Raw genomic sequence first — 26,489 nt, forward strand, 5'->3', positions numbered from 1 at the left:
GGCCTCGGCTCAGTCCTGCGGCAGGTTCGCAGGGCTCACACCGCGCGCACCGCCAGCGTGCAGGCGTTCGGCCACCGCGTTGCCCAGGGCTTCGGCCTGCGCATGCGTGGCAACCGGGCCGCCGGCCTGTGCGCGCACCAGCGGCGCCTGGCCGTCCGGGTCACCCCAGGCCGCGTCGATCTGGAGCACCCCGCCATGCAGTGTTCCGTGTGCGGCCAGCGGCATGGAGCAGCTGCCGCCCATCGCACGGCTGACGGCGCGCTCGGCCGCTACGGTGAGCCAGGTGTCCTGGTGTGCGAGCGGCGCCAGCGCATCGACGAGGTCCTGCCGCTCCCCGCGCACTTCGATGCCCAGCGCGCCCTGGCCGGCCGCCGGCAGCATGGTGGCAGGGTCGAACGTGGCGCGGATGCGGGACGCGAGGCCCAGGCGCTTGAGGCCCGCTGCAGCCAGCACGATGGCGTCGTACTGGCCCTCGTCCAGCTTGCGCAAGCGCGTGTCGAGGTTGCCGCGCAGCGGCTCGATCCGCAGGTCGGGCCGCAGAGCCTGCAGCAGGACCTGGCGGCGCAGGCTGGACGTGCCCACCACCGCGCCCTGCGGCAGTTCATCCAGGGTGGCGTAGCGTGGAGAGACGAAGGCATCGCGCGGGTCTTCGCGCTCCATCACGCAGGCGAGCACGAAGCCTTCGGGCAGCTCCATGGGCACATCTTTGAGCGAGTGCACGGCGATGTGCGCGCGCCCTTCTTCCAGCGCCACCTCCAGCTCCTTGACGAACAGGCCCTTGCCGCCCACCTTGGACAGCGACCGGTCCAGGATCTGGTCACCCTTGGTGGTCATGCCCAGAAGCTCCACCGTGTGGCCCTGCGCGCGCAACAGGGCTTGCACATGCTCTGCCTGCCACAGCGCAAGGCGGCTTTCCCGGGTCGCGATGACGATGTGTAGCGGTGCTTTCGTCGCCGGGCCGCCCCAAGGCGAAAGGCGCCCCCCTTGGGGGGGCAGTGACCCGTGAAGCGGCGGAGCGTGGGGGGCGTTGGAGCTGCTCAAGTTCGTAACCTGTTTGTAATCTTTCAGGGGCGGGCGATGCTAGCATGCGCCCGCACCGGGGCTGTGGTGTGGCCCGGCGTGCCCGGGCGGGCGGCCCCAGGCCACCCCTCTTCCATTCCCGGAGACACCTGCATGAAACGATCCGACAAGGACCAACCCCTGATCGACGACATCCGCCTGCTCGGCCGCATCCTGGGCGATGTGATCCGGGACCAGGAAGGCGTGGCCGCCTATGAACTGGTCGAGCAGGTGCGCAAGCTCTCCGTGGCCTTCCGCCGCGATGCGGACCAGGAGGCCGACCGCGCGCTCAAGAAGCTGCTCAAGTCCCTGTCGGGCGACCAGACGGTGAGCGTGATCCGCGCCTTCACCTACTTCAGCCACCTGGCCAACCTGGCCGAAGACCGCCACCACATCCGCCGCCGCGCCGTGCATGAACGCGCCGGCGACACGCAGGAGGGCAGCATCGAGGTTGCCCTGTCGCGTCTGCGCTGGGCGGGCATTGCGCCCAAGGCGATCTCGCAGACGCTGGCCGGCAGCTACGTGGCGCCCGTGCTCACCGCCCACCCCACCGAAGTGCAGCGCAAGAGCATTCTGGATGCCGAGCGCGGCATCGCCCAGCTGCTGGCCACGCGCGACGACATCCAGGTGCGCGCCCAGCTGTACAACACCGCCAAGGACGCGCTCACGCCGCGCGAGCTGGCCGCCAACGAAGCCCAGCTGCGCGCCCGCGTCGCCCAGCTTTGGCAGACCCGCCTGTTGCGCTACAGCAAGCTCACCGTGGCCGACGAGATCGAGAACGCGCTGTCGTACTACGAGGCTACCTTTCTGCGCGAGATCCCCAAGATCTACGCCGACCTGGAGGCCGAACTCGGCCAGTACCCCGTTCACAGCTTCCTGCGCATGGGCCAGTGGATCGGCGGCGACCGCGACGGCAACCCCAATGTGACCGCGCAGACGCTGCGCTACGCGCTGGGCCGCCAGGCGGAGGTGGCGCTGCGCCATTACCTGACCGAGGTGCACTACCTGGGCGGCGAGCTGTCGCTGTCGGCACGCCTGGTGCAGGTATCGGCCGAGATGGAGGCACTGGCCCTGCGCTCGCCCGACACCAACGAACACCGTGTGGACGAGCCCTACCGCCGCGCGCTCACGGGCATCTACGCACGGCTGGCCGCTTCGCTCAAGGAACTGACAGGCGGCGAGGCCGCGCGCCACGCCGTGGCGCCGCAGAACCCCTATGGCAGCGCCGAGGAGTTTCTGGCCGACCTGCGCGTGATCCAGGCGTCTCTTCAGTCGCACCACGGCGAATCGCTGGCCGCCGAGCGTCTGCACCCCCTCATCCGCGCCGTGCAGGTGTTCGGCTTTCACCTGGCCACGGTGGACCTGCGCCAAAGCTCCGACAAGCATGAGGAGGTGGTGGCCGAGCTGCTGGCCAAAGCGCGCATCGAGCCCCAGTACGCGAGCCTGCAAGAAGCCGCCAAGCGTGCGCTCTTGGTCAAGCTGTTGAACGACGCGCGCCCTCTGCGCGTGGTGGGTGCCGACTACTCGGCCCATACGCAAGGCGAGCTGGCCATCTTCGAGACCGCCCGCGTGATGCGCGAGCGCTTTGGCCACGAAGCCATCCGCCACTACATCATCAGCCACACCGAAACGGTGAGCGACCTGCTGGAAGTGCTGCTGCTGCAAAAGGAAGTGGGCCTGATGAGCGGTACCCTGGATGCCGAGTCGCGCAACCACCTCATCGTGGTGCCGCTGTTCGAGACCATCGAAGACCTGCGCAATGCGGCGCCCATCATGCGCGAGTTCTACAGCCTGCCCGGCGTGGCTGCGTTGGTGCAGCGCAGTGGTGGGGAGCAGGACATCATGCTGGGCTACAGCGACAGCAACAAGGACGGCGGCATCTTCACCAGCAACTGGGAGCTGTACCGCGCCGAGATCGCGCTGGTGGAGCTGTTCGACGAACTCGCCACCCACCACGGCATCCAGCTGCGCATGTTCCACGGGCGGGGCGGCACCGTGGGGCGGGGCGGCGGCCCGAGCTACCAGGCCATCCTGGCACAGCCCCCGGGCACCGTGCGCGGCCAGATCCGGCTGACGGAGCAGGGAGAGGTCATCGCATCGAAATACGCCAACCCCGAGATCGGCCGGCGCAACCTGGAAACCCTGGTCGCCGCCACGCTGGAAGCCACGCTGCTGCAGCCCACCAAGCCCGCAACCAAGGCCTTTCTGGAAGCCGCCGCGCAGCTGTCCCTGGCCAGCATGGGCAGCTACCGCGCCCTGGTGTACGACACCCCGGGCTTCACCGAGTATTTCTTCAACTCGACTCCGATCCGCGAGATCGCCGAGCTCAACATCGGCTCGCGCCCGGCCAGCCGCAAGGCCAGCCAGAAGATCGAAGACCTGCGCGCCATTCCGTGGGGCTTCAGCTGGGGCCAGTGCCGCCTCACGCTGCCCGGCTGGTTCGGTTTCGGATCGGCGGTGGATGCGTTCATCAACGCCGAAGGCAAGGATGCGAAGGCCCAACTGGCCCTGCTGCAGAAGATGTACCGCCAGTGGCCGTTCTTTCGCACGCTGCTGTCCAACATGGACATGGTGCTGGCCAAAAGCGACCTGGCCCTGGCCTCACGCTACAGCGAACTCGTTACCGACGCGCGCCTGCGCAAAAAGGTGTTCACCGCCATCGAGGCAGAGTGGCAGCGCACGGCCGACGCCCTCACTCGCATCACCGGCGACAAGCAGCGGTTGATGCACAACGCGGCGCTCGCGCGCTCCATCAAGCACCGCTTTCCGTACATCGACCCGCTGCACCATCTGCAGGTCGAACTGGTGCGCCGCTGGCGCGCGGGGCAGGGGGATGAGCGGGTGCAGACCGGGATTCACATCTCCATCAACGGGATTGCGGCGGGGTTGCGCAACACCGGTTGATGCATGGCGAGGCAGGTGCGTGGGCGTCGCATGCCCACGCAGCAACGCCGTGGTCGAAACGCCTCGCGCGCAAGAAAGAGGCGGGCTGTTGCGATGTCAAGCGCGGCTATTCGCGCACCAGCTGCATGTACCGCCAGTACGCCCACACCAGGCCCACGGCGAGGCCGATGCCCAGCCCCCATCCCACGGGGAGCCCGAGGCCGAAGATGAGCAGGCACGTCAGGCCCACGCTCACCAGCGCAATCCAGAACATCGTGAAGAAGTCGAATCGGGCAAGCTCGACCGCGTCTTCACCCACGCTGCGCGTGGTGCGGCCGTGCTTCTCACGCTGGCGCCTGAACACGAAGAGGTCCGCAGCAAACTCGGCAATGGCGGACAGAAGATCGGTCACGATGCTCATGATGGATTGGCACCTTTGCAGTGACGGAGGGGCGCGGTCGTTGGTGGCCGCTCAGTGGGCAGCGACCCGCGCAGAGGAGGAAGCCAGGGCAATGTGTGCGAAATGTACCCTGCTTCAGGCGCGGCAGGCGCTTTGACTTTGTGCTGTGGAAAGTGGCGGCTTGCACGCAGTGAAGGTGCCGGCTACAGCACAACTTTTGATTGGGGGCATCGCCCCGCCCGCCATGGCGGGCCGCAGCGGCGTTGCTGGCCGGTATTTCCGCCACTGGCATGACGTGAAATCGAAATCTTGGGCGGTATCGAGCCTGCAATCCGGCATGGGCATCAGGGCGACGCTCACTACCATCTGCCGGGATGCAGGCGCCTTGCTGGGGCGCTGCAGTATCGCTCTGGTGACCTGTCGATTCATTGCGAAGCGCTGGCTCGCTTGTTGCGCAAAGGTGGCTGCAGCCAAGCGGCTTCATACGTCCATTTGTTTGATCATGAATAACTTTGTCCTGCTGCGGCTTTTCTGGTTTGCCGCCGTGCTCACGTTGTGGTTTTCAGTCGGGGCCCCGGTCGCCCACTCGATTGCCTGGAGCGGTGTCGAGAACGAAGCAGCAGCCCTTGAAGCTGCTGTGCAAAACGATGAGCGAACCTCAGCCGTCGTGGTCTACAGCACTATTCGCCGCATGGAGGCCAAGGCGGCCGAACTCGAGAATTCGATTTCGGCCGCAGCACTGATCACGTTGTGCTTCGTGGTGCCCATGCTGGCATCGATCAGGCAGCGCCGGCCAGAGCCCCACATGGCGATCAACTGATGGGCTGGGCGCGCAGCCCCGCGACGCGGCAAGCCCCGAGAGGCTCAATGCCCGTGCAATCCGGCGGCGAGTTTGCGGCCCTTGGAGCGACGCTGGCGTTGACGTGACCCAGCCGTTTCGGTCCGTTCTCAGTCTCCCAGCAACTCCCCGATAGCCTTCAGGTCCTCCACCCGGTCGCAGATCGCCTTCACGGCCATCATCACCGGTATGCCCAGCAGCAGGCCCCACAGGCCCCACAGCCAGCCCCAGGCCAGCACGCTCACGAACACAGCCACTGGGCTCATGCTGCTGGTGCGGCTGGTAAGCCATGGCGTCAGCAGATTGCCGATGAGCGTATGGATGACCAGCGATGCACCGCCGATGGCCAGCGCCATGTCGATGGTGCCGAACTGCAGGAATGCGACCAGGGCTGAAGCACCCGTGACCAGCGCCGAGCCTATGTACGGTGCCAGGTTGAGCACGCCGGCCGCCACGCCCCAGACAGCGGCGTTTTGAAGCCCCAGGGCCCAGTAGGCCAGCCCGGTGGCGACTCCCACGAGTACGCTGGTGAAAACCTGCACCAGCAGGTAGCGCTGGATCTGGTTGGTGATGTCTTCCAGCACATGGATGGTGACCTTGCGCCGTTCCAGGCTCGTGCCGGCGATGCGCAGCAGCTTGTTGCGAAAGAGGTTGCCGGAGGCGAGCGAGAAGAAGGTGAGAAAGATCACCACCGTCAGTTGCCCCAGAGCTGACATGAGGCCCATGGTGCCGCTCCAGAGGTAGTCGCGCACGTTGAAGGGCGGGCGCTCCACGATCACGCGCTGCACCCCGCGCCGGGCCGGGGCTGCCGCCGTGTTCTCGTTGGCTGCCTGTTCGATCTGGGCGGCGGCCTGTTGAACGGTGTCCAGGGGGCTGGAGGTGTTCGAGCGCGACCGGATGTTGTCGCGCACCTTCTTTGCTGCCACCGGAAGGGAGTCGACCAGTTGTGCGGCCCCATCGCTCAGCGACCATGTTGCGGTGGCGAGCCCTCCTACGATGGCGATCAGTAGCACGCCCGCTGCCAGCCAGCGGGGTACGTGGGTGCGGTGCAGCATTTCTACCGCGGGCCTCAGCGCCGTGGTGAGCAGCAGGCTCAGCATCACCGGGATGAACACCGCGCTGGCCCAATGCAGCAGGGCTACGCTGGCAAACAGCGCCAGCAGGGCGAGCGACAGGTTGCGCACGTCCACCGGCATGTGGAGCATGAGGGGTCCGCCGAAGGGCGTGCGGTCGCCGGTGGAGGCCGCTTCTTTGTGTGTTGTTCCCGGGGTATGGGCACCAGCCGCATCCGCAGCCACCCCCATGCCTTCGGCAGAAGCGTCTTGGGATGATCGGCCTGCGTCCACCTGGGCTGGCTCAGGCGCACCCTTGGGTTGTTCGGCAGGGACCGCCTCTGCCAAGGACGGTCGAGGAGGCTCGGGGGTGGGCTCTGTGGTCATTCAAGGATTGTGGTGCGGCTTGGCCTGTGCAATTTGTAGTGGTATTTCCATACACACTTGCAGAGATCCGGCTGCGCCGCACGTCTGTGCGCCACTGCGAGGGGCTCAGCACAAGGGCAGCGCGCGCTCCTTGTTGATCGCATCCACGGTGCCCAGCAGTTGGGGCCAGTACGTGGGCAGCGCGGACCATGAGGCTCCGATGGCCAGGTTGGTCACGTACACCATGCCCGTGTTCAGGCGTGGGCGGTTGGCGTTCCTGACGGCTGCCTGCATGTCGGTACAGGTGCTGGCGGTGTGCACCAGCATGGCCTGGGCGCTGTTGTCCTTGGCGTAGACCCAGGTGCTTGACGGCTGAGGGTCGACGGCCTGGTACGCGGCGGCATTGCCTGCATAGGTCACCAGGGTGTCGGCCACCCCTGCGTAGGCGGCCACGGGGTAGGCGCCAGGGTTTCCGATGACGATGGGTGCGGCAGCTGGGGTCGCTGCAGCAAGCCCCGTGGACAGCGCCTTGACGTAGTTGAAGATTTCCTGGAAGTACGCCACCCGTGCGCTGTCGGTCCCCATGCCGTCCACGAAGAATCCGTCCAATTGCCCGGGGTAGAGCCGGATGTAGTTGTCGATGGTCGCCTTGACGTCGGCCACGGACAGGCTGCCGCTGGCGCCGGACGTGGCCAGGTAGCCGAGCAGCTTGTTGCTGGTGCCCGCCGCCGCCTTGAAGTCCTTGAGCGCGGTGCTGAGCGTGTCGTCCACCTTGGACGCTGCCGTGACGACGCCGTTGCTGGCGTTCACCACCGCAGTGATTTGTACATCGGGGTAGCTCGCCGCGCCGCTGGTGAGCGTGGCCCAGGGAGACGGAGTGGCACTTGCACTGAAGTAGGCGGGCACGATGACCTGCATCTTCTTGTGCGCTGGTCGCACGTAGTAGGTGAGCGTGTCGCCGGCCGTATTGGCGGCACTGACCGCCGTGGCGCTGACCTGGAAGGTGGCGCTCGGCGGCAGGCTGCTCACCGTCAGTGTGGTGCTCGCCACGCCGCCGACGGTGGTGGGTGCCACGGGCGCCAGTGCGCCTGCGGCGGCAGGACTGACGGTGAACGTGGTGACCGTGCCGTTCGGTGCCGCGCTGCCGTTGACGGTGACGTTGGCCGACACAGGCTCGGACGCCCCTGTTTCGAGCACGTTGTTGGCCGGTTGCACGAAGCTCAGGCCGATGGGCGCGGTGGGCACGGGCGCAGGGGCTGGCGGCGAAGGCGACGGCGCCGGAGCTGGTGTTCCTGCCGTGTCGGACGTCGTGCCACCGCAGCCTGCCAAAGCAGCGGTCAAAGCCATCAAGGACGCTATTTGGATTGTCTTGGTCGTGGTGAGCATGGTCTTCGCGGAGTGGGGAAGGGGAGTGCGGCCATTGTGATGGCCCTCGTCGGCGAATCCAAGCCCTGAAAAGCCGGCATTGGAGCGGAAACACGCCTTTGTTGCGCCCATTGGCGCGCGCCGCCCTCGTTAACATGCGCCGTATGTCATCCCTATCCCATCGCATACCGGCCGCCGCTGCACTGCTGGCAGCGGCGCTGCTGGCGGGCTGCGGCACGCTGGACGTGCCGCGTGCAGACAACTACCCAGCCACCGGACAGAAGAAGGCCCGCGCGGTGCACCATTGGGATGTGCTGGCGGGCGATGTGGCCGGCCGTGTCGCCGAAAAGATCGCGCTGTGGCCCCAAGGCGAGCACCCTATCTACGTGACGGTCGCGGACAACTCCAGTTTCAACCAGGGGTTTCTCAAGCTGTTGAGGGTCCATCTCCTGAACCGCGGCGTCGTGGTCTCCGCCGTCCCCACCGACGTGCAACTGGAAGTGCAGACGCAGATCGTGCAGCACGAAGCGGATGTGCCCCGGAATTTCCCGATTCCCATGGCTGGAACCGTGCTGGGCACGGGTGTGGGCGTGTGGCGGGACTGGAAGGTGCACTACTCCAACCGCACTTTGCTGCCTGGCGTCGCCACGGCTTTGGGCATTGGCGCGGGGGTGGCGCTGGACATGGCGCATTTGTATTCGCAGGGGGCTGCCGCAGGCGGGCCGACCCGCACAGAAGTGCTCATCACGAGCTCGCTGAAGGCGCATGACCGTTACCTGGCCGGGTCGGCGGACCTGTACTACATCGAGCGTGCGGACGCGGTGCTCTATCAGCCCGAGTTGCCGCCGGTGGCCCCGCCGCCGACGCCCGTCAAGACCTGGCGGGTGGTGTCGCCATGATGCCCGGTGCCCACCCTTGCCGAGGCCGCGCGTCGCGCGCTCTGCCTGCGGCCTGCCTGACGCTGGGCGTGACGCTGGGCGCCATGCTGCAGGGCTGCGCGACCAGCCCGATGCACAGCTACTACTACGGCGACCGCTCGGGCGGTCTCTCGCGCAGCGACCTGATCGAGACCAACGAACGCGCCGCCGACGCACTGCTGCAGTACGCGCCCCTTGATGCCAGCCAGCCGGTGCTGGTTGCCACGCTGGTCAATGTGGACCGTCTGACCGAGTCCTCGCGTCTGGGCCGCATTTTTTCCGAGCAGATTGCCGGACGCATGGTGCACCGCGGTTTGCGGGTAACCGAGGTGAAGCTGCGCGACAACCTGTTGCTGCAGCGCGACCAGGGCGAGTTGCTGCTGTCGCGCGAGGTGCGCGAGGTGAGCCAGGCGCAGGACGCACAGGCCGTGGTGGTGGGAACCTACGCCGTGTCCACGACCGTGGTGTACATCAGCCTGAAACTGGTGAACCCCGCAGGCAACACCGTGGTGGCCGCGCACAGCTACGCGGTGCCGATGGACGAGAACGTCCGGGCGCTGCTGGCAGGGCGCTGAGCGGAGTGCTTGACACGCCAGCCTGGGGCGGGCCCGGCTGCTCGCAAACCAAAAAGCCCCGGACGGGGCTTTTTTTGGTTTGCTATTGAAAAAATAGCTGTTGGTGCTTGTGGAACAAGCGCCAGAGGCAGTATTTGTTCGAAGTATTGGCTGCTTGCTCTGTGGGCGGCCGGCCAACAAGACCGGTCCTGCCTCCGCCACTGGCGGCAAGCCAATGCACGCCCGCAGCAGGCCTGCTCAGGGCGATGCCCTCCTCAATGCAGCATCAACGCGCCAGCGGTCTTGCTCTTGCCTGCGCGTGCGGGTGGGTTGCACAGACCGCAGGTGAAGTGGCGGTTCTCGTACAACTCGGTCACGAACTGGCCGCTGCATTGCGCGCACTTGGTGCGGGTGAGCATGCCTGCGTCCACGAACTTCACCAGGCGCCAGGCGCGTGTGAAGGACAGCAGCGGTTCGATCTCGGCGGTGGCGACCTGCTCGTTGTACAAGCGGTAGGCCTTGGTCAGCAGTTCCACCGCATCCAGGTCCACGCCCTTGGACAGGTACTCGTAGATGTTGAGGAACAGCGAGCTGTGGATGTTCTCCTGCCAGGTCAGGAACCAGTCGGTCGAGAAGGGCAACTGTCCCTTGGACGGCGACTTGCCCGCGATCTCCTTGTACAGGCGGATCAACCGTTCGTACGACAGCGTGGTCTCCGACTCCAGCACCTGCATGCGGGCGCCCATCTGGATCAGCATGGCTGCGCGTTCGATCTGCTTGGATTCGTTCAGAACGCTCTTGGCAGGGGCTTTGGCGGCGGCGGTGGTGGTGGACGACATGGCAGGCTTTCGGCGTGGGTGTGCGGTGGGGCGGGGCGGGCGAAGCGCTGGGTCAGAGCACCTCGGACACGCGGCTGGCCATCAGGATGTTGGCGTGCAGCGTGTTGGTGGCTTCGTTGCCCACCTTCTTGGCCGAGTGGTTGGTCAGCAAGCTCCACACCAGGTTGTCGTCCACGCGGAAGCTGCACAGCAGCGTGTTGCGGGAGGCCAGCTTCATCACTTGCGCTGGGGACAGGGAAGCGAGAATATCAGCGGACTCTTCGTTCATGCCCAGGCGGAACACGGCTTCCGCCTTGTCCTGGCGAATCAGGGTCTGGGCCAGCATCAGGTAAGTGAGGTTGGCTTCGCGGATTTCGGCGAGGAGTTGTTCGTTGGTCATGGCGGCTTCCTTTGTTCCAGTGCCCGGATCCTGCGTTTTGCTGCTGGTTGCAGGCTTTGCGTGATCCGTTGAAATGGATTGTGAAACCGCCCCAATCAGAAATTAAGTCGGGGTTTGGATGTGCCGCGTGTCTGGTTGTGCGGTGGGCTGTGTAGGAATTTGCCTTACACGCCGCTCAGGCGCCGTCCCGCATTTTCATAGGTGCAGGTGTGCTGTCGCCGTGCACACCCTCCGCCCGAATCTGCTCATGGTTTTGATAGCGCCCTCAAAACCGTCTTTTTTGCGGTTTTACATTTTGCGCAGGCGTTGCTGTGGCGCGGATCAGCCTTTTTCGACCGGTCGCGCTGGGTCGGAGCACCATTCGCTCCAGCTACCGGCAAACAGTGCGGTGTGGCCCAGGCCCGCCACTTCCATCGCCAGCAAGTTGGGCACCGCGCTCACGCCGCTGCCGCACTGGTGCACCACGCTGGCCGGGTCACGGCCTGCCAGCAGGGCATCGAACTCTGCGCGCAGCGTGGCCGCAGGCTTGAAGCGTCCGTCTGCGCCGATGTTCTCGGCGAAGGGGCGATTGAGTGCGCCGGGGATGTGGCCCGCCACCGGGTCCAGCGGCTCCACCTCGCCGCGGTAGCGGGCGCCCGCGCGCGCATCGATCACGTTCTGCGAGGGGCTGCCCAGGCCGGCCAGCACATCGCCGGCCGTGGCCAGCCGCCGCAGGGGCTCGCCCAGTTCGAAGTTGGACTGGAAATGCCCTGCCTCCTCGCCGCTGGCCACTGCGCCGCCTGCGTCCTGCCACGCCTGCAGCCCGCCGTCGAGCACGGCCACGGCGTCGTGGCCGGCCCACTTGAGCATCCACCACAGGCGACCGCAATAGTTGGCGCCCTGGCGGTCGTACACCACGGCCTGCATGTTGTTGGCAAACCCTACGCTGGACAGCCACATGGCAAAGCGCTCGCGGCTGGGCAGCGGGTGGCGGCCGCCGGACGCTGGCTTGTCCGCCTCCTGTGCGGTGACCGTGCCGCCGGCGCCTGGCGCGCCATGTTTGGCGCTCAGATCGTTGTTGAGGTCCGCATACACGGCGCCCGGGATGTGGGCCTGCGCGTACTGCTGCGCGCCTGCCGATGCCTGCATCAGGTCGAAGCTGCAGTCGAACACCATCAGCGGCGCACCGCTGTCGATCAGTGCCTGAAGTTCAGAAGCGGAGACGAGGGTCGTGTAGGTCATGGTGTGAGCCGGTGCAAAAGAATGACGGAAATGACGGACTCCATTGTGTCCAGTTGCGCGGGTTGCCGTGCATCCACTTCGTATCAATGTTCTTCCGCCGGTGTTCCCGGCGCGGCGCGGGCGCGCAGTATGGTGGCCGCGATGCCGCTGCCCACGATGAGCACCATGCCCACCCAGGCGATGGGCGGCAACTGGTCGCCGAACAGCGTCACGCTGAAGATCGCCGCGAACACGATGCCCGAATACTGCAGGTTGGCCACCACCAGCGTGCCGCGCTGGGTCTTGGCGCTGGCATAGGCCTTGGTCATGCACAGCTGCCCGCCGGCGGCCAGGATGCCGATGGGCACCAGCCACAGTGCGGGCCAGCCCGGCCAGTCCGACGTGCCGGTGAACAGCATGGCGCCCCCGCCCGCCACAGCCGAACCCAGCGCGAAGTAAAACACCGTGCGCGACTCGGGTTCGCCCAGGCGTGACAGGGCCACCACCTGCATGTAGGCAAACGCCGCGCACAGCCCCGACATCAGCCCTACCAGCCCGGCAAACGCCTGGTTCTGGTCGAGGCTGGGGCGCAGCATCATGATCACGCCCACGAAGCCGGTCAGCACCGTGACGATCAGCGTGCCCTGCAAGGCGGGGCGGGGTGTGGCGGCAGAGGGGCGCCAAGCCAGCAAGGTGCCGCCCACCAGGAAAGCCGCGATCCACACGCTGCTCATGTAGTTGAGTGTCATGGCGGTGGCCAGCGGCAAGTGGGCAATCGCGTAGAACCAGGCGCCCAGCGACACCACGCCCACAGAGCTGCGCCAGGCATGCATCCCCGGGTACCGCGTGGCGAGCGACACCTTCTGTGAGCGGGCCAGCAGCCACAGGATGGCCATGCCTATGAGGCCGCGGTAACACACCAGCTCGGCCGAATTGAAGTGGCTGGATGCGAGCTTCACGCACACGCCCATGCTGGCAAACAAGAACGCGGCCAACACCATCCAGAGGGCTTGCATGGGAATGAGTCTCGAAAGTAAAAATAGCTGCCGCGCTTGATCGCCAAGCGCTGGCAGCTATTGTAATGAGAGCACTGCGTGTGAATCCACGGATTCACGCGGCTTTGCGCCCCAGTTCAGCGCTTAGGCACAGCATTGCCCATCGCGTCGCGGTACCACTCGTGAAAGTGCTGCATGCCATCTTCCATGGGGCTCTGGTACGGCCCCACCTCGTTGTCGCCGCGCGCCAGCAGCGCCTTGCGGCCGGCGTCCATGCGTTCGCCGATCTCGTCGTCCTCGATGCAGGTCTCCATGTAGGCGGCCTTCTGCGCCTCGACGAACTCGCGCTCGAAGGCGGCGATCTCTTCGGGGTAGTAGAACTCCACCATGTTCATGGTCTTGGTCGGGCTGATGGGGTGCAGCGTGGACACGGTCAGCACGTGCGGGTACCACTCCACCATGATGTGCGGGTACAGGGTGAGCCAGATGGCTCCGTGCTTGGGCGGCTTGCCCTCGCGGAAGGCGAGCAGCGCCTCGTGCCAGCGCTCGTACACCGGGCTGCCGGCCTTGCCCAGCCGGTTGGCCACGCCCACGGTCTGCACCGAGTAGTTCTTGCCGAATTCCCAGCGCAGGTCGTCACACGTCACGAAGCTGCCCAGTCCCGGGTGGAAGGGGCCGACGTGGTAGTCCTCCAGGTAAACCTCGATGAAGGTCTTCCAGTTGTAGTTGCACTCGTGCAGCTCCACATGGTCGAGCACGTAGCCGTCGAAGCTGAGGTCTGCGCGTGGGCCCATCTGGGCCAGGTCTGCGGACACGTCGTAGCCGTTGTCCTCGAACAGGAGGCCGTTCCACTCCCGCAGCCTGTAGTTGTTCAGGTCGAGGCACGGGTCGTGCGAGAAATGGGGCGCGCCCAGCAGTTCGCCCTTCGGGCTGTACGTCCAGCGGTGCAGCGGGCACACGATGTTGCCGCCCGCATGGCCCTTGCCCTGGCCTTGCAGCGAACCCTTGCCCTTGAGCATCACCGCCTGGCGGTGGCGGCAGACGTTGGAGATCAGCTCGATGCCGCCCTGGGCGTTGCGCACCAGGGCGCGGCCCTCGCCCTCCTGGGGCAGGGCGTAGTAGTCGCCGGCATTCGGCACGCTCAGTTGGTGCCCCACATAGCGGGGCCCGCGCTGAAAGATGGTGGCTAGCTCGCGCTGGAACAGCGCATCGTCAAAATAGCTTGAAACTGGTAGTTGGCTTGCGGCCTGCTGCAGTTGAAGACTTAAATCAGACATGGGTGACCTGACCTAAAGACTCCCCACAGGGAAGTGCGGGAGGTGCGCCAGAGCGCATCCAGAAAAAAAAGAAACCGGCTAGAGATGCTGAGCCGGTGTGCGGGAATGGGATTATAGGCGGTGGGGTTATTCCCGCATCCCAGCTACGTGTATTGAAAAGCGCAGTCCTGGATCCAGATCAAACCCGCTGTGCGGCTGGCTGCGATGGCGTGGCCCCCGGGTGCCGATCTGGAGGGCCGCATCCATTGCGCCGGCTCTGCCCCCTGCGCTGCGGTGGTGCGCCTAAAATGACCGGTTTTTTCACCCGCGCTCAGCCGCCCCGTCCATGCCCAAGGCCCCCTCCACCCCCGCGCCACCTTCCGAACCCGCCAGCTACGAGGCGGCGCTGGAAGAGCTGGAGCAGCTTGTGGCCCGCATCGAGTCGGGCCAGTTGCCGCTGGACCAGATGCTGGCCGGCTACCAGCGCGGTGCCGCGCTGCTCGCGTTTTGCCGCCAGCGGCTCGAAGCCGTGCAGGACCAGATCAAGGTGCTGGACGAAGGCCAGCTGCAACCATGGAGCCAGGAATGAGTGCAGTGCCCGCGTCGACCGCCGCAGCGATGAATCTTTCGTCTTCCTCGCCGCCATCCCCTTCTTTTGATGCCGCTTCCTGGAGCCAGAACCACCTGGCCCGCGTGGAGGGGGCTCTCTCGCAGTGGGTGGGCGATAGCGCGCCCGCAGGCCTGGGCGACGCCATGCGCTATGCGGTGCTCGATGGCGGCAAGCGTTTGCGGCCTTTGCTGGTGCTCGCGGCCTATGAGGCGGCTTGCAGCAGCGCAGGCGCTGGTGCTGCTGCGTTCGACGATGCCGCCCTGCGCGCCGCATGCGCGGTCGAGCTGATTCACGCGTATTCGCTGGTCCACGACGACATGCCCTGCATGGACAACGACATCCTGCGCCGGGGCAAGCCCACGGTGCATGTGCGGTTCGGTGAGGCGCAGGCCCTGCTTGCGGGCGATGCGCTGCAGGCGTTTGCCTTCGAGCTGCTCACGCCTGACGACAGCACGACGCCAGCCGCGACGCAGGCAGCGCTGTGCCGCCTGCTGGCGCGCGCGGCAGGTTCGGCGGGCATGGCGGGCGGGCAGGCCATCGACCTGGCCAGCGTGGGCATCGCCCTGACTGAAGACCAGTTGCGCCATATGCACCGGCTCAAGACCGGCGCATTGCTGCAGGGCAGCGTGCTCATGGGGGCCGTGTGCGGCCATGCCGCGCAGCCCGCATACAAGGCGCTGTCGGATTACGGCGCGGCCATGGGCCTCGCGTTCCAGGTGGTCGATGACATCCTGGACGTGGTGGCCGATTCCGCCACGCTGGGCAAGACCGCTGGCAAGGACGCCGCTGCCGACAAGCCCACCTATGTGTCCCTGCTGGGCCTGGAGCGCGCACAGGCCTATGCGCAGGAGCTGCTGCACGAGGCGCAGGCTGCGCTGACCCGCAGCGGCTTGCCTGATACGCGCGCTCTGGCGGCGCTGGCAGACATGGTGGTGCGCAGGTCGCACTGAGCACCGCCGGACCCGCATGTGCCGGTCACGATGAAATTCATCTGAAACCAGCCCCTGGCGCTTTACCATGAAGCGCCGGCAGCTATCAAAAAAATAGTAAATGTCCACGACATCCTTTCCCCTGCTGCAGACCATCAACGACCCGGCGGACCTGCGCCAGCTCTCGCGCGCAGACCTCAAGGCGCTGGCCACGGAGCTGCGCGAGTTCGTGCTGCAAAGCGTCTCCCAGACGGGGGGGCACCTGAGCTCCAACCTGGGCACGGTGGAGCTGACCGTGGCGCTGCACCACGTCTTCAATACCCCCGAAGACCGGCTGGTGTGGGACGTGGGCCACCAGACCTATCCGCACAAGATCCTGACCGGCCGGCGCGACCGCATGCAGACCCTGCGGCAGTTCGGCGGCATCTCAGGGTTCCCGCAGCGCGCCGAAAGCCCGTACGACACCTTCGGTACGGCGCATTCGAGCACCAGTATTTCCGCCGCACTGGGCATGGCGCTGGCCGCCAAGCGCAAGGGTGAAAACCGCCACGCGGTGGCCATCATCGGCGACGGCGCCATGACGGCAGGCATGGCCTTCGAGGCGCTGAACAACGCGGGCGTGGCCGACTGCAACCTGCTGGTGGTGCTCAACGACAACGATATGTCGATCAGCCCGCCCGTGGGCGCGCTCAACCGCTACCTGGCGCAGCTCATGAGCGGCCAGTTCTACGCGGCCGCCAAGAACGTTGGCAAGACCGTGCTCAAGCCTGTGCCACCGCTGCTGGAGCTGGCCAAGCGCTTCGAGCAGCAGGCCAAGGGCATGGTGGTGCCCGCCACGCTGTTCGAGAAGTTCGGCTTCAACTACATCGGCCCCATCGACGGGCACGACCTCGACTCGCTGATCCCCACGCTCGAGAACATCAAGAGCCTCAAGGGCCCGCAGTTCCTGCACGTGGTGACCAAGAAGGGCCAGGGCTACAAGCTGGCCGAGGCCGACCCCGTGGCCTATCACGGCCCCGGAAAGTTCGACCCCAGCGTGGGCCTGACCAAGCCCGCCACACCGCCCAAGCCCACATTCACCCAGGTGTTCGGCCAGTGGCTGTGCGACATGGCTGCGCAGGACATGCGCCTGGTAGGCATCACGCCAGCCATGCGCGAAGGCTCGGGCATGGTCGAGTTCGAAAAGCGCTTCCCCGACCGCTACTACGACGTCGGCATTGCCGAGCAGCATGCCGTGACCTTTGCGGCCGGCATGGCCTGCGAAGGCGTCAAGCCCGTGGTGGCGATCTACTCCACGTTTTTGCAGCGCGGCTACGACCAGCTGATCCACGACGTGGCGCTGCAGAACCTGCCGGTGGTCTTTGCGCTGGACCGCGCGGGCCTGGTGGGGGCCGACGGCGCCACGCACGCGGGGGCCTACGACATCCCGTTCGTGCGCTGCATTCCCAACATGGCCATGGCCTGCCCGGCGGATGAGCGGGAGTGCCGCCAGCTGCTGTCCACGGCCTTTGCGCAGAACCACCCCGTCGCGGTGCGCTACCCGCGGGGCAGCGGTGCCGGCGTGGCACCCCTGCCGGGCCTGGAAGGCCTGCCCTTCGGCAAAGGCGAGATCCGCCGTGAGCGCCAGGGCGCGGGCATGACCACGGATGAAGGCGCGGGCGCTCCCCGTATCGCCATCCTTGCGTTCGGCACGCTGCTGTACCCTGCGCTGCAGGCCGGCGAGGCACTCGATGCCACGGTGGTCAACATGCGCTGGGCCAAGCCCATCGACGAAGCGCTGCTGCGCGAGGTGGCAGAGCGCCACGATGCGCTGGTTACGCTGGAGGAGGGCGCCATCCAGGGCGGAGCAGGCAGTGCAGTGACCGAGGCCCTCAACGCCATGGGCATCGTGCGTCCCATGCTGCAACTGGGCCTGCCCGATGTGTTCATCGAACATGGCGACCCCGCCAGGTTGCTGGCATTGCAGGGGCTCGATGCCAGGGGCATCGAGCAGTCCATCCGCGATCGCTTTCTGGCGTCCTGATCTGTACGCCGCCAGGGGTGGTGCGGCACTGACTGTTGGAACTGGCCGGGGCGGCTCGCATGGGCCGTGCGATGATGGCCCGCCGCATTCGCCGCGTCGTGGCACGTGGCGCCATTACTTTGGCACCAAGTCGCGCTGCGCTCGGCCAGGGTGGGGAAGGTGCTGCCCCGTGCCCGGGAAAACCTAGAGGGCAGCCCGCACCTCTGCCTCCTACAATTGCGACAAAAAGCAACGGGCCACCAGCCCGTGCGGGCGCTGCAAGGGCGCCCGGGGCTACTCCCTTCCGGCACCACCACCCCTCTGGAGACTTTTTGTATGGATCGCCGTTCGCTCATCAAGCACTCCGGTCTGGCGGGTGTACTGGCCACAGGCGTTGCTCCGGCCGTGCATGCCCAGGCCACGCTGCGGTGGCGCATAGCATCCAGTTTCCCTCGCTCTTCGGACAACATCTTCGGCGGCGCCGAAGTGTTCGCGAAGGCCGTGCGCACCCTGTCCAACGGCAAGTTCGAGATTTCGGTCCACCCCGGCGGAGAACTCATGCCCCCGTTCGATGTGGTGGACGGCGTGCAGAGCGGCGCGGTGGAGATGTGCCACGCCGTGCCTTATTACTTCTATGCCAAGAACCCGGCGTTCGCGCTGGGCTGCGCGGTGCCTTTCGGCTTCAATGCCCGGCAGATGAGCGCCTGGATGCTGCATGGCAACGGGCGCAAGCTCATGAACGAGTTCTATGCCGGCTACAACATCGTGAGTTTTGCCTGCGGCAACACTGGCACGCAGATGGGCGGCTGGTTCCTGCGCGAGGTCAAAACGCCTGCGGACTTCAAAGGCCTGAAGATCCGAGTGGGTGGCGGGTTGGTGGCCGAGGTCATGCAGCGGCTGGGCGCCATTCCGCAAAGCCTGCCGGGCGGCGAGATCTACCAGGCACTGCAAAAGGGCGTGATCGATGCGGCCGAGTGGATCGGTCCTTACGATGACCAGAAGCTGGGCTTCAACAAGGTGGCGCCTTACTACTATTACCCTGGCTGGTGGGAGGGCGGCCCCGAAGTCGACCTCTATGTGAACAAGAAGGCGTACGAGTCGCTCACGCCCGACTACCGCTTCATCATCGAGGCTGCGGCATCGATCGCGCACACGGACATGCTGGCCCGGTACGACGCGCTCAATCCCAACGCGCTCAAGCAGTTGGTGGCTGCCAAGACCAAGGTGCTGCCTTACTCGCAGACCGTGATGGACGCAGCCTTCAAGGCATCGATGGAAGTCTTCGCGCAGAACGACTCCAAGAGCCCCGAGTGGAAGAAGATCTACGGCGACATGCGCAATTTCCAGCGCGACCAGATCCTGTGGTTCCGGTTTGCGGAAGCGCGCTATGACACGTTCATGTCGGCGCAGAAGATCTAGCTCCCCCTGAGTCGCCTGCGGCGCCTTCCCCCTGAGGGGGACACACCCAGCGGCCTGGCAAAGCCAGTTCCGCGGGTGCACTCGCATGGGGCGCGCCAGTTTCTGAGGCTGGCGAAGACGCTTGCCCAGCGGGCGTCGCACGCTTCTTGAATGGCTTTTGGCCGATGCTTGCAGAACCCTGAAGCCCGTATGCGCGCACCGGGCTTTCACGGGAAAACCCCCAAATCCGCGGGGGGGCATGTTCCTACAATCAATCGGGCTAGAAGGTCCTTGGCAGCGGGCAACCCGCTTGCTTGCCAGGGTGTGCAATCACAAGTATTTCGGAGAGAACCCATGGATCGTCGTTCCATCATCAAGCAGGCAGGTATTGCCGGTGTGCTGGCTGCCGGTGTGGCACCAGCAGTGCACGCGCAAGCCGCAGTGCGCTGGCGCCTGGCATCGAGCTTCCCCAAGCCCCTGGACACCATCTACGGTGGCGCTGAAGTGTTCGCCAACGCCGTCAAGGCCATGTCCGGAGGCAAGTTCGAGATATCGGTCCACGCGGGCGGCGAGCTGATGCCCCCCTTCGGCGTGGTCGACGGCGTGCAGCAAGGCTCTGTCGAAATGGCCCACACGGTGCCTTACTACTTCTACGGCAAGAACCCGGCATTCGCCATGGGCTCGGCAATTCCTTTCGGTCTGAACGCACGCCAGATGAACGCCTGGATGTTGCACGGCAATGGCCGCAAGCTGATGGACGAGTTCTATGGCGGCTACGGCATGCTGAGCTTTGCCGGCGGCAACACGGGCACGCAGATGGGCGGCTGGTTCCGCAAGGAAATCAAGACCCCTGCCGACCTCAAGGGCTTGAAGATGCGCCTGGGTGGCGGTCTGGTGGGTGACGTGATGACCAAGCTGGGCGTTGTGCCCCAGAGCCTGCCTGGCGGCGAAATCTACCAGGCACTGGAGAAGGGCACGATCGATGCGGCCGAGTGGGTGGGTCCGTACGACGACCAGAAACTGGGCTTCAACAAGGTCGCTCCGAACTACTACTACCCCGGCTGGTGGGAAGGCGGTCCTGAAGTGGACTTCTTCATCAACAAGAAAGCCTTCGACGCACTGTCGGCTGAGAATAAGGCCATCATCGCCGCCGCAGCCGCCCAGGCTTCGGTCGACATGCTGGCCAAGTACGATGCCCGCAACCCCGTCGCCCTGAAGCAACTGATCGGCGCCAAGACCAAGCTGTTGCCTTTCAGCAAGGAAATCCTGGATGCTTCGTACAAGGCATCCCTGGCCGTGTACGAAGAAAACAGCGCCAAGAGCCCCGAGTGGAAGAAGATCTACACCGACTTCGCCACATTCCAGAAGGACCAGGTGGCATGGTTCCGCGTGGCAGAAGGCCGTTTCGACAGCTACATGCAGACCGTCAAGCTCTGATTTGGTACGACACCAGTCACAGCCAACCAAAACCGCGCCTCGGCGCGGTTTTTTCATGGGCGCGACCGGCGCGCGCTCTCCCTGGTCAGCCTCGGGCGCGCCGGTAGTGCACTGCGATTGCGCCGTTGCGCAGCGGGGTCGCCGTGATCAGCTCAAGCCGCCGCGTGTCGGGCAGCCCGCCTTCGTAAAGGGTGGGGCCGTGGCCGGAGATGCGGGGATGGATGAGGAGCCGGTACTCATCGATCAGGTCCAGCGCGTCCAGCGCCGCCGCGAGCTTGCCACTACCGAGCAGCACGCCGCCACGGGTCGCGTCCTTCAGCGCCCGCACCTTCGTGCACAGGTCTGTGGCACCGAGGTGGCGGCTTTGGGCCCACGAAAACCGGGTGCGAGTGGATGACACCACGTACTTCGGCTTGGCGTCCAGCTTTACCGCCCATTCGTGCACAGCGGGCGGTGCCTGCACATCGCCGCGCGCCACGGCCGGCCAGTAGCCCTCCATCATCTCGTAGGTGACTCGGCCCCAAAGCAGTGCTCCGTGCTCGTCCATGAGATGGGTGAAGAACGCATGTGTCTCGTCGTCGGCGATGCCTTCCTGGTGGTCGATGCAGCCGTCCAGTGTGAGGTTGAGGCTGAAGGTGAGACGTCCCATGTGAATGCTCCGCGTGTTCGTCGTTCAGTTCTTTGCTGCAGCGCTCGGGTCGCCTCAGAGCGCGTGAGTTCAGCACTCCGTGTCCCTGGCACGCGAGACAAGATGTCCAGCGCTGCAGGCACACTGGCTTGCCGCCATCCGGTGGACAGTGTGCAGCAACAAGCCGACAGGTGCTGGCCAGGAAATGCTCCAAGTTGGATTGGGTTCAGGTAGTCTTCATTGTGTCAAGGCTCTCGTGTTCGGCTCGGGCATCTTCCTTGCCATCAATTGGCATTGCGACCGGGACAAGAAGAAAAACGAAGACGGCGAACGGTTCAGCTGAGCGCTCGCCACATACACCCCAGGGGGCGCCTCGGTGCGGCGTTGGCCGGACGTTCCCGGAAATGCTGCTGCAATCAAACGGCAAGAAAAAACCGCGCCTCGGCGCGGTTCTTGTTTTGGCAGAGACAGGTGTCATCGCCGGCGCTGTGGCGATCAAAACTGCCGAAACGCCTTGAGTTCCGCGCCAATGCGCTCAAACTCCGCCATCAGCTGCGGCGTAGCGCCATAAAACACCGTGAACTTGCCCGCCAGCGTGCGCACGTATAGCCGCGGCGCGATCAGCCAGCTCAGGCCCGGCACGCGGATCAGGCGCACGTAGGCCAGATCGTCGAAGGCCATGGATTTGTCCCACACCCAGCGCTGGTGCAGGCCGCTGGGGGTGATGCGGGTGCGGCTGACCATGATGCTCCACCAGGTCCAGGCCATGAGCGCCAGGCCGGCGATGAACCAGCCGGTGCCGTTGCTCACGCCGCTGCCCAGGGCGCCGCGCGACCAAAGCTGGGCGAACCACAGGGTGCAGCCGCCCACGATCACCGTGGCAAAAGCCCGGAAGGTGGGCGAGAACGCCGCACCCACCACTTCGCCGTCTTTGGGGGCGAAGCGGAAGGGCTCCATCAGGGGCTGGGGCGCAATGTTCATCAGCATGCGCGCGCCACCATGGTTTGCAGTGCTGGGCAGGACGCACGCGCCATCACGGGATCACAGGGTCTGCGGGTCACTTGGCAGGCTCGGCAGGGGCTGCTGCGGGTTCTGCGGGAGGCGTGGCGGAGTCGCCAAAGGGGTTTTCACCGCCGGAGGATTCTTCGTTGCGCATGTCGTCCACGGGCACTTCGATCTGCACCTTGTCGGTGTCGATGACCTCGGCCTTGGGCAGGAACATCGTGACGGTCTGGGGCACGAAGATCACGATCGCCACCAGCAGCAACTGCATGATCACCCAAGGGATGGCGCCCATGTAGATGTCGCTGGACAGCACCGGCTTGGGAATGCGGCCTTCCTTGAACAGCGTGTTGGCGATACCCCGCAGGTAGAACAGCGCAAAGCCGAAGGGCGGGTGCATGAAGCTCGTCTGCATGTTCACGCACAGCAGCACGCCGAACCAGATCAGGTCGATGCCCAGCTTGTCGGCCACCGGGCCCAGCATGGGCAGGATGATGAAGGCGATCTCGAAGAAGTCGAGGAAGAACGCCAGGAAGAAGATGAAGAAGTTGACGGCGATCAGGAAACCGATCTGGCCGCCGGGCAGGCCCGAGAGCATGTGCTCCACCCACTTGGCACCGTCCACGCCCTGGAACACCATCGAGAACACGCGTGCCCCGATCAGGATGAACACGACCATGGCCGTGAGGCGCATCGTGCCCTGCATGGCCTCCCACATGAGCGCCAGGGTCAGGCGCTTGTGGATGGCGGCCAGCAGCATGGCGCCGACCACGCCCATGGCGCCGGCTTCGGTGGGGGTGGCGATCGCAGTGTCGATGCCGGGCAGGCCGCCCATGGAGCCCAGCACTGCGAAGATCAGCAGGGCCGACGGGATGATGCCTCGCAGGCACTTGAGCCACAGCTTGGCGCCCGACATGGTGCGCGCTTCCTTTGGTATGCCCGGCAGGTAGTGCGGCTTGAACACGCCCAGGAAGAAGGTGTAGCCCGCGAAGATCAGCACCTGCAGGATGGAGGGGCCCCAGGCACCGCGATACATGTCGCCCACCGAGCGGCCCAACTGGTCGGCCATGACGATCAGCACGAGCGATGGCGGCACCAGCTGCGTGATGGTGCCCGAGGCGGCCAGCACGCCGGTGGCGTAGCGCATGTTGTAGCCGTAGCGGATCATCACGGGCAGCGAGATCAGGGCCATGGCAATCACCTGACCAGCCACGGTGCCGGTGATGGCGCCGAGGATGAAGCCCACGATGATCACCGAGTAGCCCAGGCCGCCGCGCACGGTGCCGAAGAGTTGGCCCATGGAGTCGAGCATGTCTTCGGCCAGGCCGCATTTCTCGAGGATGGCGCCCATGAACGTGAAGAACGGGATCGCCAGCAGCAGTTCGTTGGAGAGGATGCCGAAGATGTTGATGGGCAGGTTGGCCATGAACACCGGTGGGAACCACCCCATCTCGATGGCGAAGAAGCCAGAGGCGAGCCCCAGTGCGGCTAGTGAGAATGCGACGGGGAAGCCGATCAGCATCACCACCACCAGCCCCGCGAACATGATCGGGGCGAAGTTTTCCATGTGCATTTTGTTGTTCCTGAAATTCCGGGAGTGAGAGCGCGGCGGGACCGCTCAAGCGGGGCCGTGTTGCCGCGGGTCCTTCTTCATGGCGCGTCGCTTGGCGGCCAATGGTGCTGGCTGCTTACTGCACCGGCTTTTCGTAGTGGGTGTTCATCTGGTAGATGCCGCGAAGGTAGGCCACGCGCTTGATGATCTCGGCGATGCCTTGCAGGAACATGAGGCTGAAGCCCACGGGCATCAGCACGATGGCGGGCCAGCGGATCAGGCCGCCGGAATTGCCCGACATTTCGCCCGAGATGAAGGCGCGCTCGAACAGGGGCCAGCTCAGGTACGCGATGAGGGCCATGGCCGGCAGCAGGAACAGAGCCAGGCCAGCGATGTCCACATACACCTGCTTGTTGCCGCGCAGCTTGCCGTAGATGATGTCCACGCGCACATGTTCGTTGAGCATCAACACGAAGGGCGCGCCCAGCATCACGGTGGCGGCAAACAGATACCACTGGATCTCGAGCCATGCGTTGGAGCTCATGTCGATGCCGTAGCGCACGAAGGCATTGCCAGCGGAGATGAGCGCTGCGGCGAGAACGGTCCAGGTAGCGATCTTGCTGAGCTTGCTGGAAATCCAGTCCATGCCCAAGGCCAATTTGAGAAGTGCTGACACGTTGTGTCTCCTGAAGATATAAAAACGGTAACGGACCCAATGCGCTGCCGGGTCCGAGGGTGTCTGAAAGTAACGCGCATCCTACTCTCCAAGCGCTGAAGAAAGCCTGACGCGCCGACATGGGGTTTTCCTCAGGTTGTATCTCACGAGGCCGCGCCGGCCGGCGCTTTGCGGCAGCTTGTGGGTCTGACCAGGCCCTGCACGGCCCGGCGGCGCTTGCCGTCAGGAGGTCTTGGCGCCCGGCGCGCGTTTGGGCCTTTCAAACCGCCACCAGGGCAGCACCGTGCTCATGGCCAGCACCTCGCCGCAGCGCAGCGGGGTGTACCCCGGCAGCGCGGCCATCTGCTGCAGCCAGTCCGGCGTCTGCAGCAGGTTGCGCAGCGCGAGGGTGGCAGGCTGGTCCAGGCTGGCCTTCAGGCAGGCCAGGTGGTAGCGCTCGTGCACCAGCGGCACGAACCCCAGCCCCCGTGCGCGGGCAGCCAGCTCGATCCCCATGCCCACGTCGGCAGCGCCGGCGGCAACCGCCTGGGCCACGGCAGTGTGGGATGTTTCATGGGTCGCGTAGCCCTGGATCGCGCTCGGTGCCAGTGCGCCCTGGGCCAGCAGGTCATCCAGCAGCACCCGGGTGCCGGTGCCCAGAGGGCGGTTCACGAAGCGTGCGCCGGTGCGGGCCACGTCGTCCAGGCTGTGCAACTGCAAGGGGTTCCCCGGAGCGACGATCAGGCCCTGCGTGCGCTGCGCAAAGCCGATGATCTTGTGCAGGCCCGGCTGCAGCAGCGGCTGGTAGGTGCGAGCCGTCAGGGAGCCGGCCTCAGCCTTCTCGACCGTGTGGAAGCCCGCCAGGGTGCAGCGGCCCTCGTTGAGCGCGCGGATCGCGTCCACGCTGCCGGTGAAACGGATGTCCAGGTGCAGTCCACCGGCGCGGCCCGGCGTGGCGGCGTGTGCGCGAAGCGCGGCCAGCGCGTCGTCATGGCTGGCGTACAGGGTGAGCACATGGGCACTGGGGTCGAACGCCACGGCAAATGCGCGCTCCAGGTCGGCGTGCAGCGCGGCGATCTGCGGTGCCAGGCGGGCCTGGGCCTGGCGCTCAGCCCACAGCAGCTTGGTGCCGAACTCGCTGAGCTGCGCCGACTGGCCCTTGCCCCAGATGATGAGCTCGCCGCCCAACTGTTCTTCCCAGCGCTTGAGTGCGCCCCAGACGTGGCGGTACGACAGATCCAGCGCGCGCGCGGCTCCCGATATGGAGCCGTGTTCCGACACGGCTTGCAGCAGCTCCGGCAGAGGGTTGCGGATGAGCGCGGTGCCCGCATCGCGGCTCAGTGTGTAGTGGAGTTGGACCCTATGCACAGGATTTCATATGGCTGGATATTGGCAGGGTGCCTACGATAGCCCAATCCAATGGAAGAACCATGTCCACGCTGACCGAAAGCGCGAGCACAGCGCTGCAACTGACCCTCTCCCTCGACCCCGTTCTGTGGACCATCGTGGGCCGTTCGCTGTCCGTCAGCGCGACGGCCTGCCTGCTGGCCTGCGGCCTGGGGCTGGTGCTGGGGGCCTGGCTTGGCGTGGCTCGCTTTGCGGGGCGCGGGGCGGTGCTGGCGGTGCTCAACACCTTGTTGGCCGTGCCGTCCGTGGTGGTGGGCCTGGTGGTCTACCTGCTGCTCTCGCGCAGCGGGCCGCTTGGCTCGCTCGGCTGGCTGTTCAGCTTCAAGGCAATGGTACTGGCCCAGGCCGTCCTGGTGCTGCCCGTGGTCACCGCGCTCACGCGTCAGGCGGTCGAAGACGCCGAGCGTGCGCACGGCGAGCAGTTGCGTTCGCTGGGCGCGGGCACCTTGCTGCGCAGCCTGCTGCTGGCCTGGGACGAGCGCTATGCGCTGCTCACCGTGCTGATCGCATCGTTCGGCCGCGCCATCTCCGAAGTGGGTGCCGTGATGATCGTGGGCGGCAACATCGACGGCTTCACGCGCGTGATGACCACGGCGATCGCGCTGGAGACCAGCAAGGGAGACCTGCCTCTGGCGCTGGCGCTGGGCATGCTCCTGCTGGCTGTTGTGCTGGCGCTCAACGTGGTGATTGCCCTGGTGCGCCGCTGGCGCGAGCGCGTGGACGGCGCGTCTGACAGCATGCCGGTCGGGGTGGCGGCATGAGTGCC

General features: G+C 65.7%; 24 protein-coding genes. 10 read left to right on the forward strand and 14 right to left on the reverse strand.

Going from position 1 to position 26,489, the window contains the following annotated elements; all coding sequences use genetic code 11:
• Positions 1 to 9: 9 nt before the first annotated feature.
• Positions 10 to 933 carry a hydroxymethylbilane synthase gene (hemC, locus tag KW835_RS19710; protein ID WP_218385625.1) on the reverse strand — a complete coding sequence of 308 codons (924 nt, stop codon included), beginning with the start codon at positions 931 to 933 and terminating at the stop codon, positions 10 to 12.
• Positions 934 to 1,173: 240 nt separating this feature from the next.
• Here hemC and ppc point away from each other — a divergent pair, with 240 nt between their 5' ends.
• On the forward strand, positions 1,174 to 3,963 hold the full coding sequence (ppc, locus tag KW835_RS19715) for a phosphoenolpyruvate carboxylase (protein WP_218385549.1): 2,790 nt from the start codon (positions 1,174 to 1,176) through the stop codon (positions 3,961 to 3,963).
• Positions 3,964 to 4,069: 106 nt separating this feature from the next.
• On the opposite strand, the gene KW835_RS19720 is transcribed toward ppc, so the two are convergent.
• Complete coding sequence (locus KW835_RS19720; RefSeq protein ID WP_218385551.1) at positions 4,070 to 4,363, reverse strand: hypothetical protein; 294 nt, start codon at positions 4,361 to 4,363, stop codon at positions 4,070 to 4,072.
• Positions 4,364 to 4,523: 160 nt separating this feature from the next.
• On the opposite strand from KW835_RS19720, the gene KW835_RS19725 reads away from it, so the two are divergent.
• Positions 4,524 to 5,162, forward strand: a complete 639-nt coding sequence (locus KW835_RS19725) for a hypothetical protein (protein WP_218385553.1) — start codon at positions 4,524 to 4,526, stop codon at positions 5,160 to 5,162.
• A gap of 128 nt (positions 5,163 to 5,290) precedes the next feature.
• Here the strand turns inward: KW835_RS19725 and KW835_RS19730 are convergent, their stop codons facing one another.
• Both KW835_RS19730 and KW835_RS19735 read right to left on the reverse strand, forming a co-directional pair.
• On the reverse strand, positions 5,291 to 6,619 hold the full coding sequence (locus KW835_RS19730; protein ID WP_255593685.1) for an AI-2E family transporter: 1,329 nt from the start codon (positions 6,617 to 6,619) through the stop codon (positions 5,291 to 5,293).
• A 105-nt stretch (positions 6,620 to 6,724) separates the two neighbouring features.
• A complete protein-coding gene (locus KW835_RS19735) occupies positions 6,725 to 7,945 on the reverse strand; it encodes a spherulation-specific family 4 protein (protein WP_218385555.1) in 1,221 nt (406 codons plus the stop codon).
• 182 nt (positions 7,946 to 8,127) lie between these two features.
• Between KW835_RS19735 and KW835_RS19740 the strand changes: the two genes are divergently transcribed.
• Positions 8,128 to 8,862, forward strand: coding sequence for a hypothetical protein (locus KW835_RS19740; protein ID WP_218385557.1), 735 nt, complete (start codon positions 8,128 to 8,130; stop codon positions 8,860 to 8,862).
• Positions 8,863 to 8,945: 83 nt separating this feature from the next.
• The gene (locus KW835_RS19745) at positions 8,946 to 9,455 is read left to right on the forward strand and encodes a FlgO family outer membrane protein (RefSeq protein WP_218385634.1); all 510 of its coding nucleotides are present in this window, start codon (positions 8,946 to 8,948) and stop codon (positions 9,453 to 9,455) included.
• 254 nt (positions 9,456 to 9,709) lie between these two features.
• On the opposite strand, the gene flhC is transcribed toward KW835_RS19745, so the two are convergent.
• From flhC to KW835_RS19770, 5 genes are all read right to left on the reverse strand, one after another.
• On the reverse strand, positions 9,710 to 10,273 hold the full coding sequence (flhC, locus tag KW835_RS19750) for a flagellar transcriptional regulator FlhC (protein WP_218385559.1): 564 nt from the start codon (positions 10,271 to 10,273) through the stop codon (positions 9,710 to 9,712).
• A 52-nt stretch (positions 10,274 to 10,325) separates the two neighbouring features.
• Positions 10,326 to 10,652, reverse strand: a complete 327-nt coding sequence (gene flhD / locus KW835_RS19755) for a flagellar transcriptional regulator FlhD (protein WP_218385560.1) — start codon at positions 10,650 to 10,652, stop codon at positions 10,326 to 10,328.
• 321 nt (positions 10,653 to 10,973) lie between these two features.
• Positions 10,974 to 11,873 (reverse strand): sulfurtransferase, encoded by a 900-nt coding sequence (locus KW835_RS19760; RefSeq protein WP_218385562.1) that lies wholly within the window; start codon positions 11,871 to 11,873, stop codon positions 10,974 to 10,976.
• An 83-nt stretch (positions 11,874 to 11,956) separates the two neighbouring features.
• Positions 11,957 to 12,868 (reverse strand): DMT family transporter, encoded by a 912-nt coding sequence (locus tag KW835_RS19765; protein ID WP_218385564.1) that lies wholly within the window; start codon positions 12,866 to 12,868, stop codon positions 11,957 to 11,959.
• Between the two features lie 116 nt (positions 12,869 to 12,984).
• Complete coding sequence (locus KW835_RS19770; protein ID WP_218385566.1) at positions 12,985 to 14,124, reverse strand: aromatic ring-hydroxylating dioxygenase subunit alpha; 1,140 nt, start codon at positions 14,122 to 14,124, stop codon at positions 12,985 to 12,987.
• Between the two features lie 325 nt (positions 14,125 to 14,449).
• Between KW835_RS19770 and KW835_RS19775 the strand changes: the two genes are divergently transcribed.
• From KW835_RS19775 to KW835_RS19795, 5 genes are all read left to right on the forward strand, one after another.
• On the forward strand, positions 14,450 to 14,692 hold the full coding sequence (locus tag KW835_RS19775; protein ID WP_218385568.1) for an exodeoxyribonuclease VII small subunit: 243 nt from the start codon (positions 14,450 to 14,452) through the stop codon (positions 14,690 to 14,692).
• Positions 14,693 to 14,721: 29 nt separating this feature from the next.
• The gene (locus tag KW835_RS19780) at positions 14,722 to 15,663 is read left to right on the forward strand and encodes a polyprenyl synthetase family protein (RefSeq protein WP_218385636.1); all 942 of its coding nucleotides are present in this window, start codon (positions 14,722 to 14,724) and stop codon (positions 15,661 to 15,663) included.
• 100 nt (positions 15,664 to 15,763) lie between these two features.
• Positions 15,764 to 17,665: a 1-deoxy-D-xylulose-5-phosphate synthase gene (dxs, locus tag KW835_RS19785; RefSeq protein ID WP_218385569.1), complete on the forward strand. Its 1,902-nt coding sequence runs from the start codon at positions 15,764 to 15,766 to the stop codon at positions 17,663 to 17,665.
• A 315-nt stretch (positions 17,666 to 17,980) separates the two neighbouring features.
• A complete protein-coding gene (locus KW835_RS19790) occupies positions 17,981 to 19,063 on the forward strand; it encodes a TRAP transporter substrate-binding protein (RefSeq protein WP_218385571.1) in 1,083 nt (360 codons plus the stop codon).
• Positions 19,064 to 19,396: 333 nt separating this feature from the next.
• Positions 19,397 to 20,479: a TRAP transporter substrate-binding protein gene (locus tag KW835_RS19795; protein ID WP_218385573.1), complete on the forward strand. Its 1,083-nt coding sequence runs from the start codon at positions 19,397 to 19,399 to the stop codon at positions 20,477 to 20,479.
• Between the two features lie 85 nt (positions 20,480 to 20,564).
• Here KW835_RS19795 and KW835_RS19800 read toward each other — a convergent pair whose 3' ends face one another.
• The 5 genes from KW835_RS19800 to KW835_RS19820 form a co-directional block, all read right to left on the reverse strand.
• Entirely contained in the window at positions 20,565 to 21,128 is a 564-nt protein-coding gene (locus KW835_RS19800) for a dihydrofolate reductase family protein (protein WP_218385575.1), read from the reverse strand.
• Positions 21,129 to 21,602: 474 nt separating this feature from the next.
• Entirely contained in the window at positions 21,603 to 22,094 is a 492-nt protein-coding gene (locus KW835_RS19805; protein WP_255593686.1) for a hypothetical protein, read from the reverse strand.
• A 70-nt stretch (positions 22,095 to 22,164) separates the two neighbouring features.
• Positions 22,165 to 23,682, reverse strand: a complete 1,518-nt coding sequence (locus tag KW835_RS19810) for a TRAP transporter large permease subunit (RefSeq protein WP_218385576.1) — start codon at positions 23,680 to 23,682, stop codon at positions 22,165 to 22,167.
• Between the two features lie 115 nt (positions 23,683 to 23,797).
• On the reverse strand, positions 23,798 to 24,337 hold the full coding sequence (locus tag KW835_RS19815; protein WP_218385578.1) for a TRAP transporter small permease subunit: 540 nt from the start codon (positions 24,335 to 24,337) through the stop codon (positions 23,798 to 23,800).
• 222 nt (positions 24,338 to 24,559) lie between these two features.
• Positions 24,560 to 25,684 (reverse strand): substrate-binding domain-containing protein, encoded by a 1,125-nt coding sequence (locus KW835_RS19820; RefSeq protein ID WP_218385580.1) that lies wholly within the window; start codon positions 25,682 to 25,684, stop codon positions 24,560 to 24,562.
• Between the two features lie 62 nt (positions 25,685 to 25,746).
• On the opposite strand from KW835_RS19820, the gene KW835_RS19825 reads away from it, so the two are divergent.
• Positions 25,747 to 26,484 (forward strand): ABC transporter permease, encoded by a 738-nt coding sequence (locus tag KW835_RS19825; RefSeq protein WP_218385582.1) that lies wholly within the window; start codon positions 25,747 to 25,749, stop codon positions 26,482 to 26,484.
• Positions 26,485 to 26,489: the final 5 nt, after the last annotated feature.

This window comes from Acidovorax sp. sic0104, assembly GCF_019219095.1.
In the GTDB taxonomy this organism is placed as follows: Bacteria; Pseudomonadota; Gammaproteobacteria; order Burkholderiales; family Burkholderiaceae_C; genus Acidovorax.

Excerpts from the sequence above, each read along its gene's own strand:
- KW835_RS19810 (WP_218385576.1), bottom strand. The coding sequence starts at position 23,682 with ATGCACATGGAAAACTTCGCCCCGATCATGTTCGCGGGGCTGGTGGTG.
- KW835_RS19745 (WP_218385634.1), top strand. The coding sequence starts at position 8,946 with ATGCTGCAGGGCTGCGCGACCAGCCCGATGCACAGCTACTACTACGGC.
- KW835_RS19825 (WP_218385582.1), top strand. The coding sequence starts at position 25,747 with ATGTCCACGCTGACCGAAAGCGCGAGCACAGCGCTGCAACTGACCCTC.
- flhC (WP_218385559.1), bottom strand. The coding sequence starts at position 10,273 with ATGTCGTCCACCACCACCGCCGCCGCCAAAGCCCCTGCCAAGAGCGTT.
- KW835_RS19765 (WP_218385564.1), bottom strand. The coding sequence starts at position 12,868 with ATGCAAGCCCTCTGGATGGTGTTGGCCGCGTTCTTGTTTGCCAGCATG.
- KW835_RS19800 (WP_218385575.1), bottom strand. The coding sequence starts at position 21,128 with ATGGGACGTCTCACCTTCAGCCTCAACCTCACACTGGACGGCTGCATC.
- ppc (WP_218385549.1), top strand. The coding sequence starts at position 1,174 with ATGAAACGATCCGACAAGGACCAACCCCTGATCGACGACATCCGCCTG.
- dxs (WP_218385569.1), top strand. The coding sequence starts at position 15,764 with ATGTCCACGACATCCTTTCCCCTGCTGCAGACCATCAACGACCCGGCG.
- KW835_RS19740 (WP_218385557.1), top strand. The coding sequence starts at position 8,128 with ATGTCATCCCTATCCCATCGCATACCGGCCGCCGCTGCACTGCTGGCA.
- KW835_RS19775 (WP_218385568.1), top strand. The coding sequence starts at position 14,450 with ATGCCCAAGGCCCCCTCCACCCCCGCGCCACCTTCCGAACCCGCCAGC.
- KW835_RS19790 (WP_218385571.1), top strand. The coding sequence starts at position 17,981 with ATGGATCGCCGTTCGCTCATCAAGCACTCCGGTCTGGCGGGTGTACTG.
- KW835_RS19720 (WP_218385551.1), bottom strand. The coding sequence starts at position 4,363 with ATGAGCATCGTGACCGATCTTCTGTCCGCCATTGCCGAGTTTGCTGCG.
- KW835_RS19730 (WP_255593685.1), bottom strand. The coding sequence starts at position 6,619 with ATGACCACAGAGCCCACCCCCGAGCCTCCTCGACCGTCCTTGGCAGAG.
- KW835_RS19780 (WP_218385636.1), top strand. The coding sequence starts at position 14,722 with ATGAATCTTTCGTCTTCCTCGCCGCCATCCCCTTCTTTTGATGCCGCT.
- KW835_RS19795 (WP_218385573.1), top strand. The coding sequence starts at position 19,397 with ATGGATCGTCGTTCCATCATCAAGCAGGCAGGTATTGCCGGTGTGCTG.
- flhD (WP_218385560.1), bottom strand. The coding sequence starts at position 10,652 with ATGACCAACGAACAACTCCTCGCCGAAATCCGCGAAGCCAACCTCACT.
- KW835_RS19760 (WP_218385562.1), bottom strand. The coding sequence starts at position 11,873 with ATGACCTACACGACCCTCGTCTCCGCTTCTGAACTTCAGGCACTGATC.
- KW835_RS19770 (WP_218385566.1), bottom strand. The coding sequence starts at position 14,124 with ATGTCTGATTTAAGTCTTCAACTGCAGCAGGCCGCAAGCCAACTACCA.
- KW835_RS19735 (WP_218385555.1), bottom strand. The coding sequence starts at position 7,945 with ATGGCTTTGACCGCTGCTTTGGCAGGCTGCGGTGGCACGACGTCCGAC.
- KW835_RS19805 (WP_255593686.1), bottom strand. The coding sequence starts at position 22,094 with ATGCTGATGAACATTGCGCCCCAGCCCCTGATGGAGCCCTTCCGCTTC.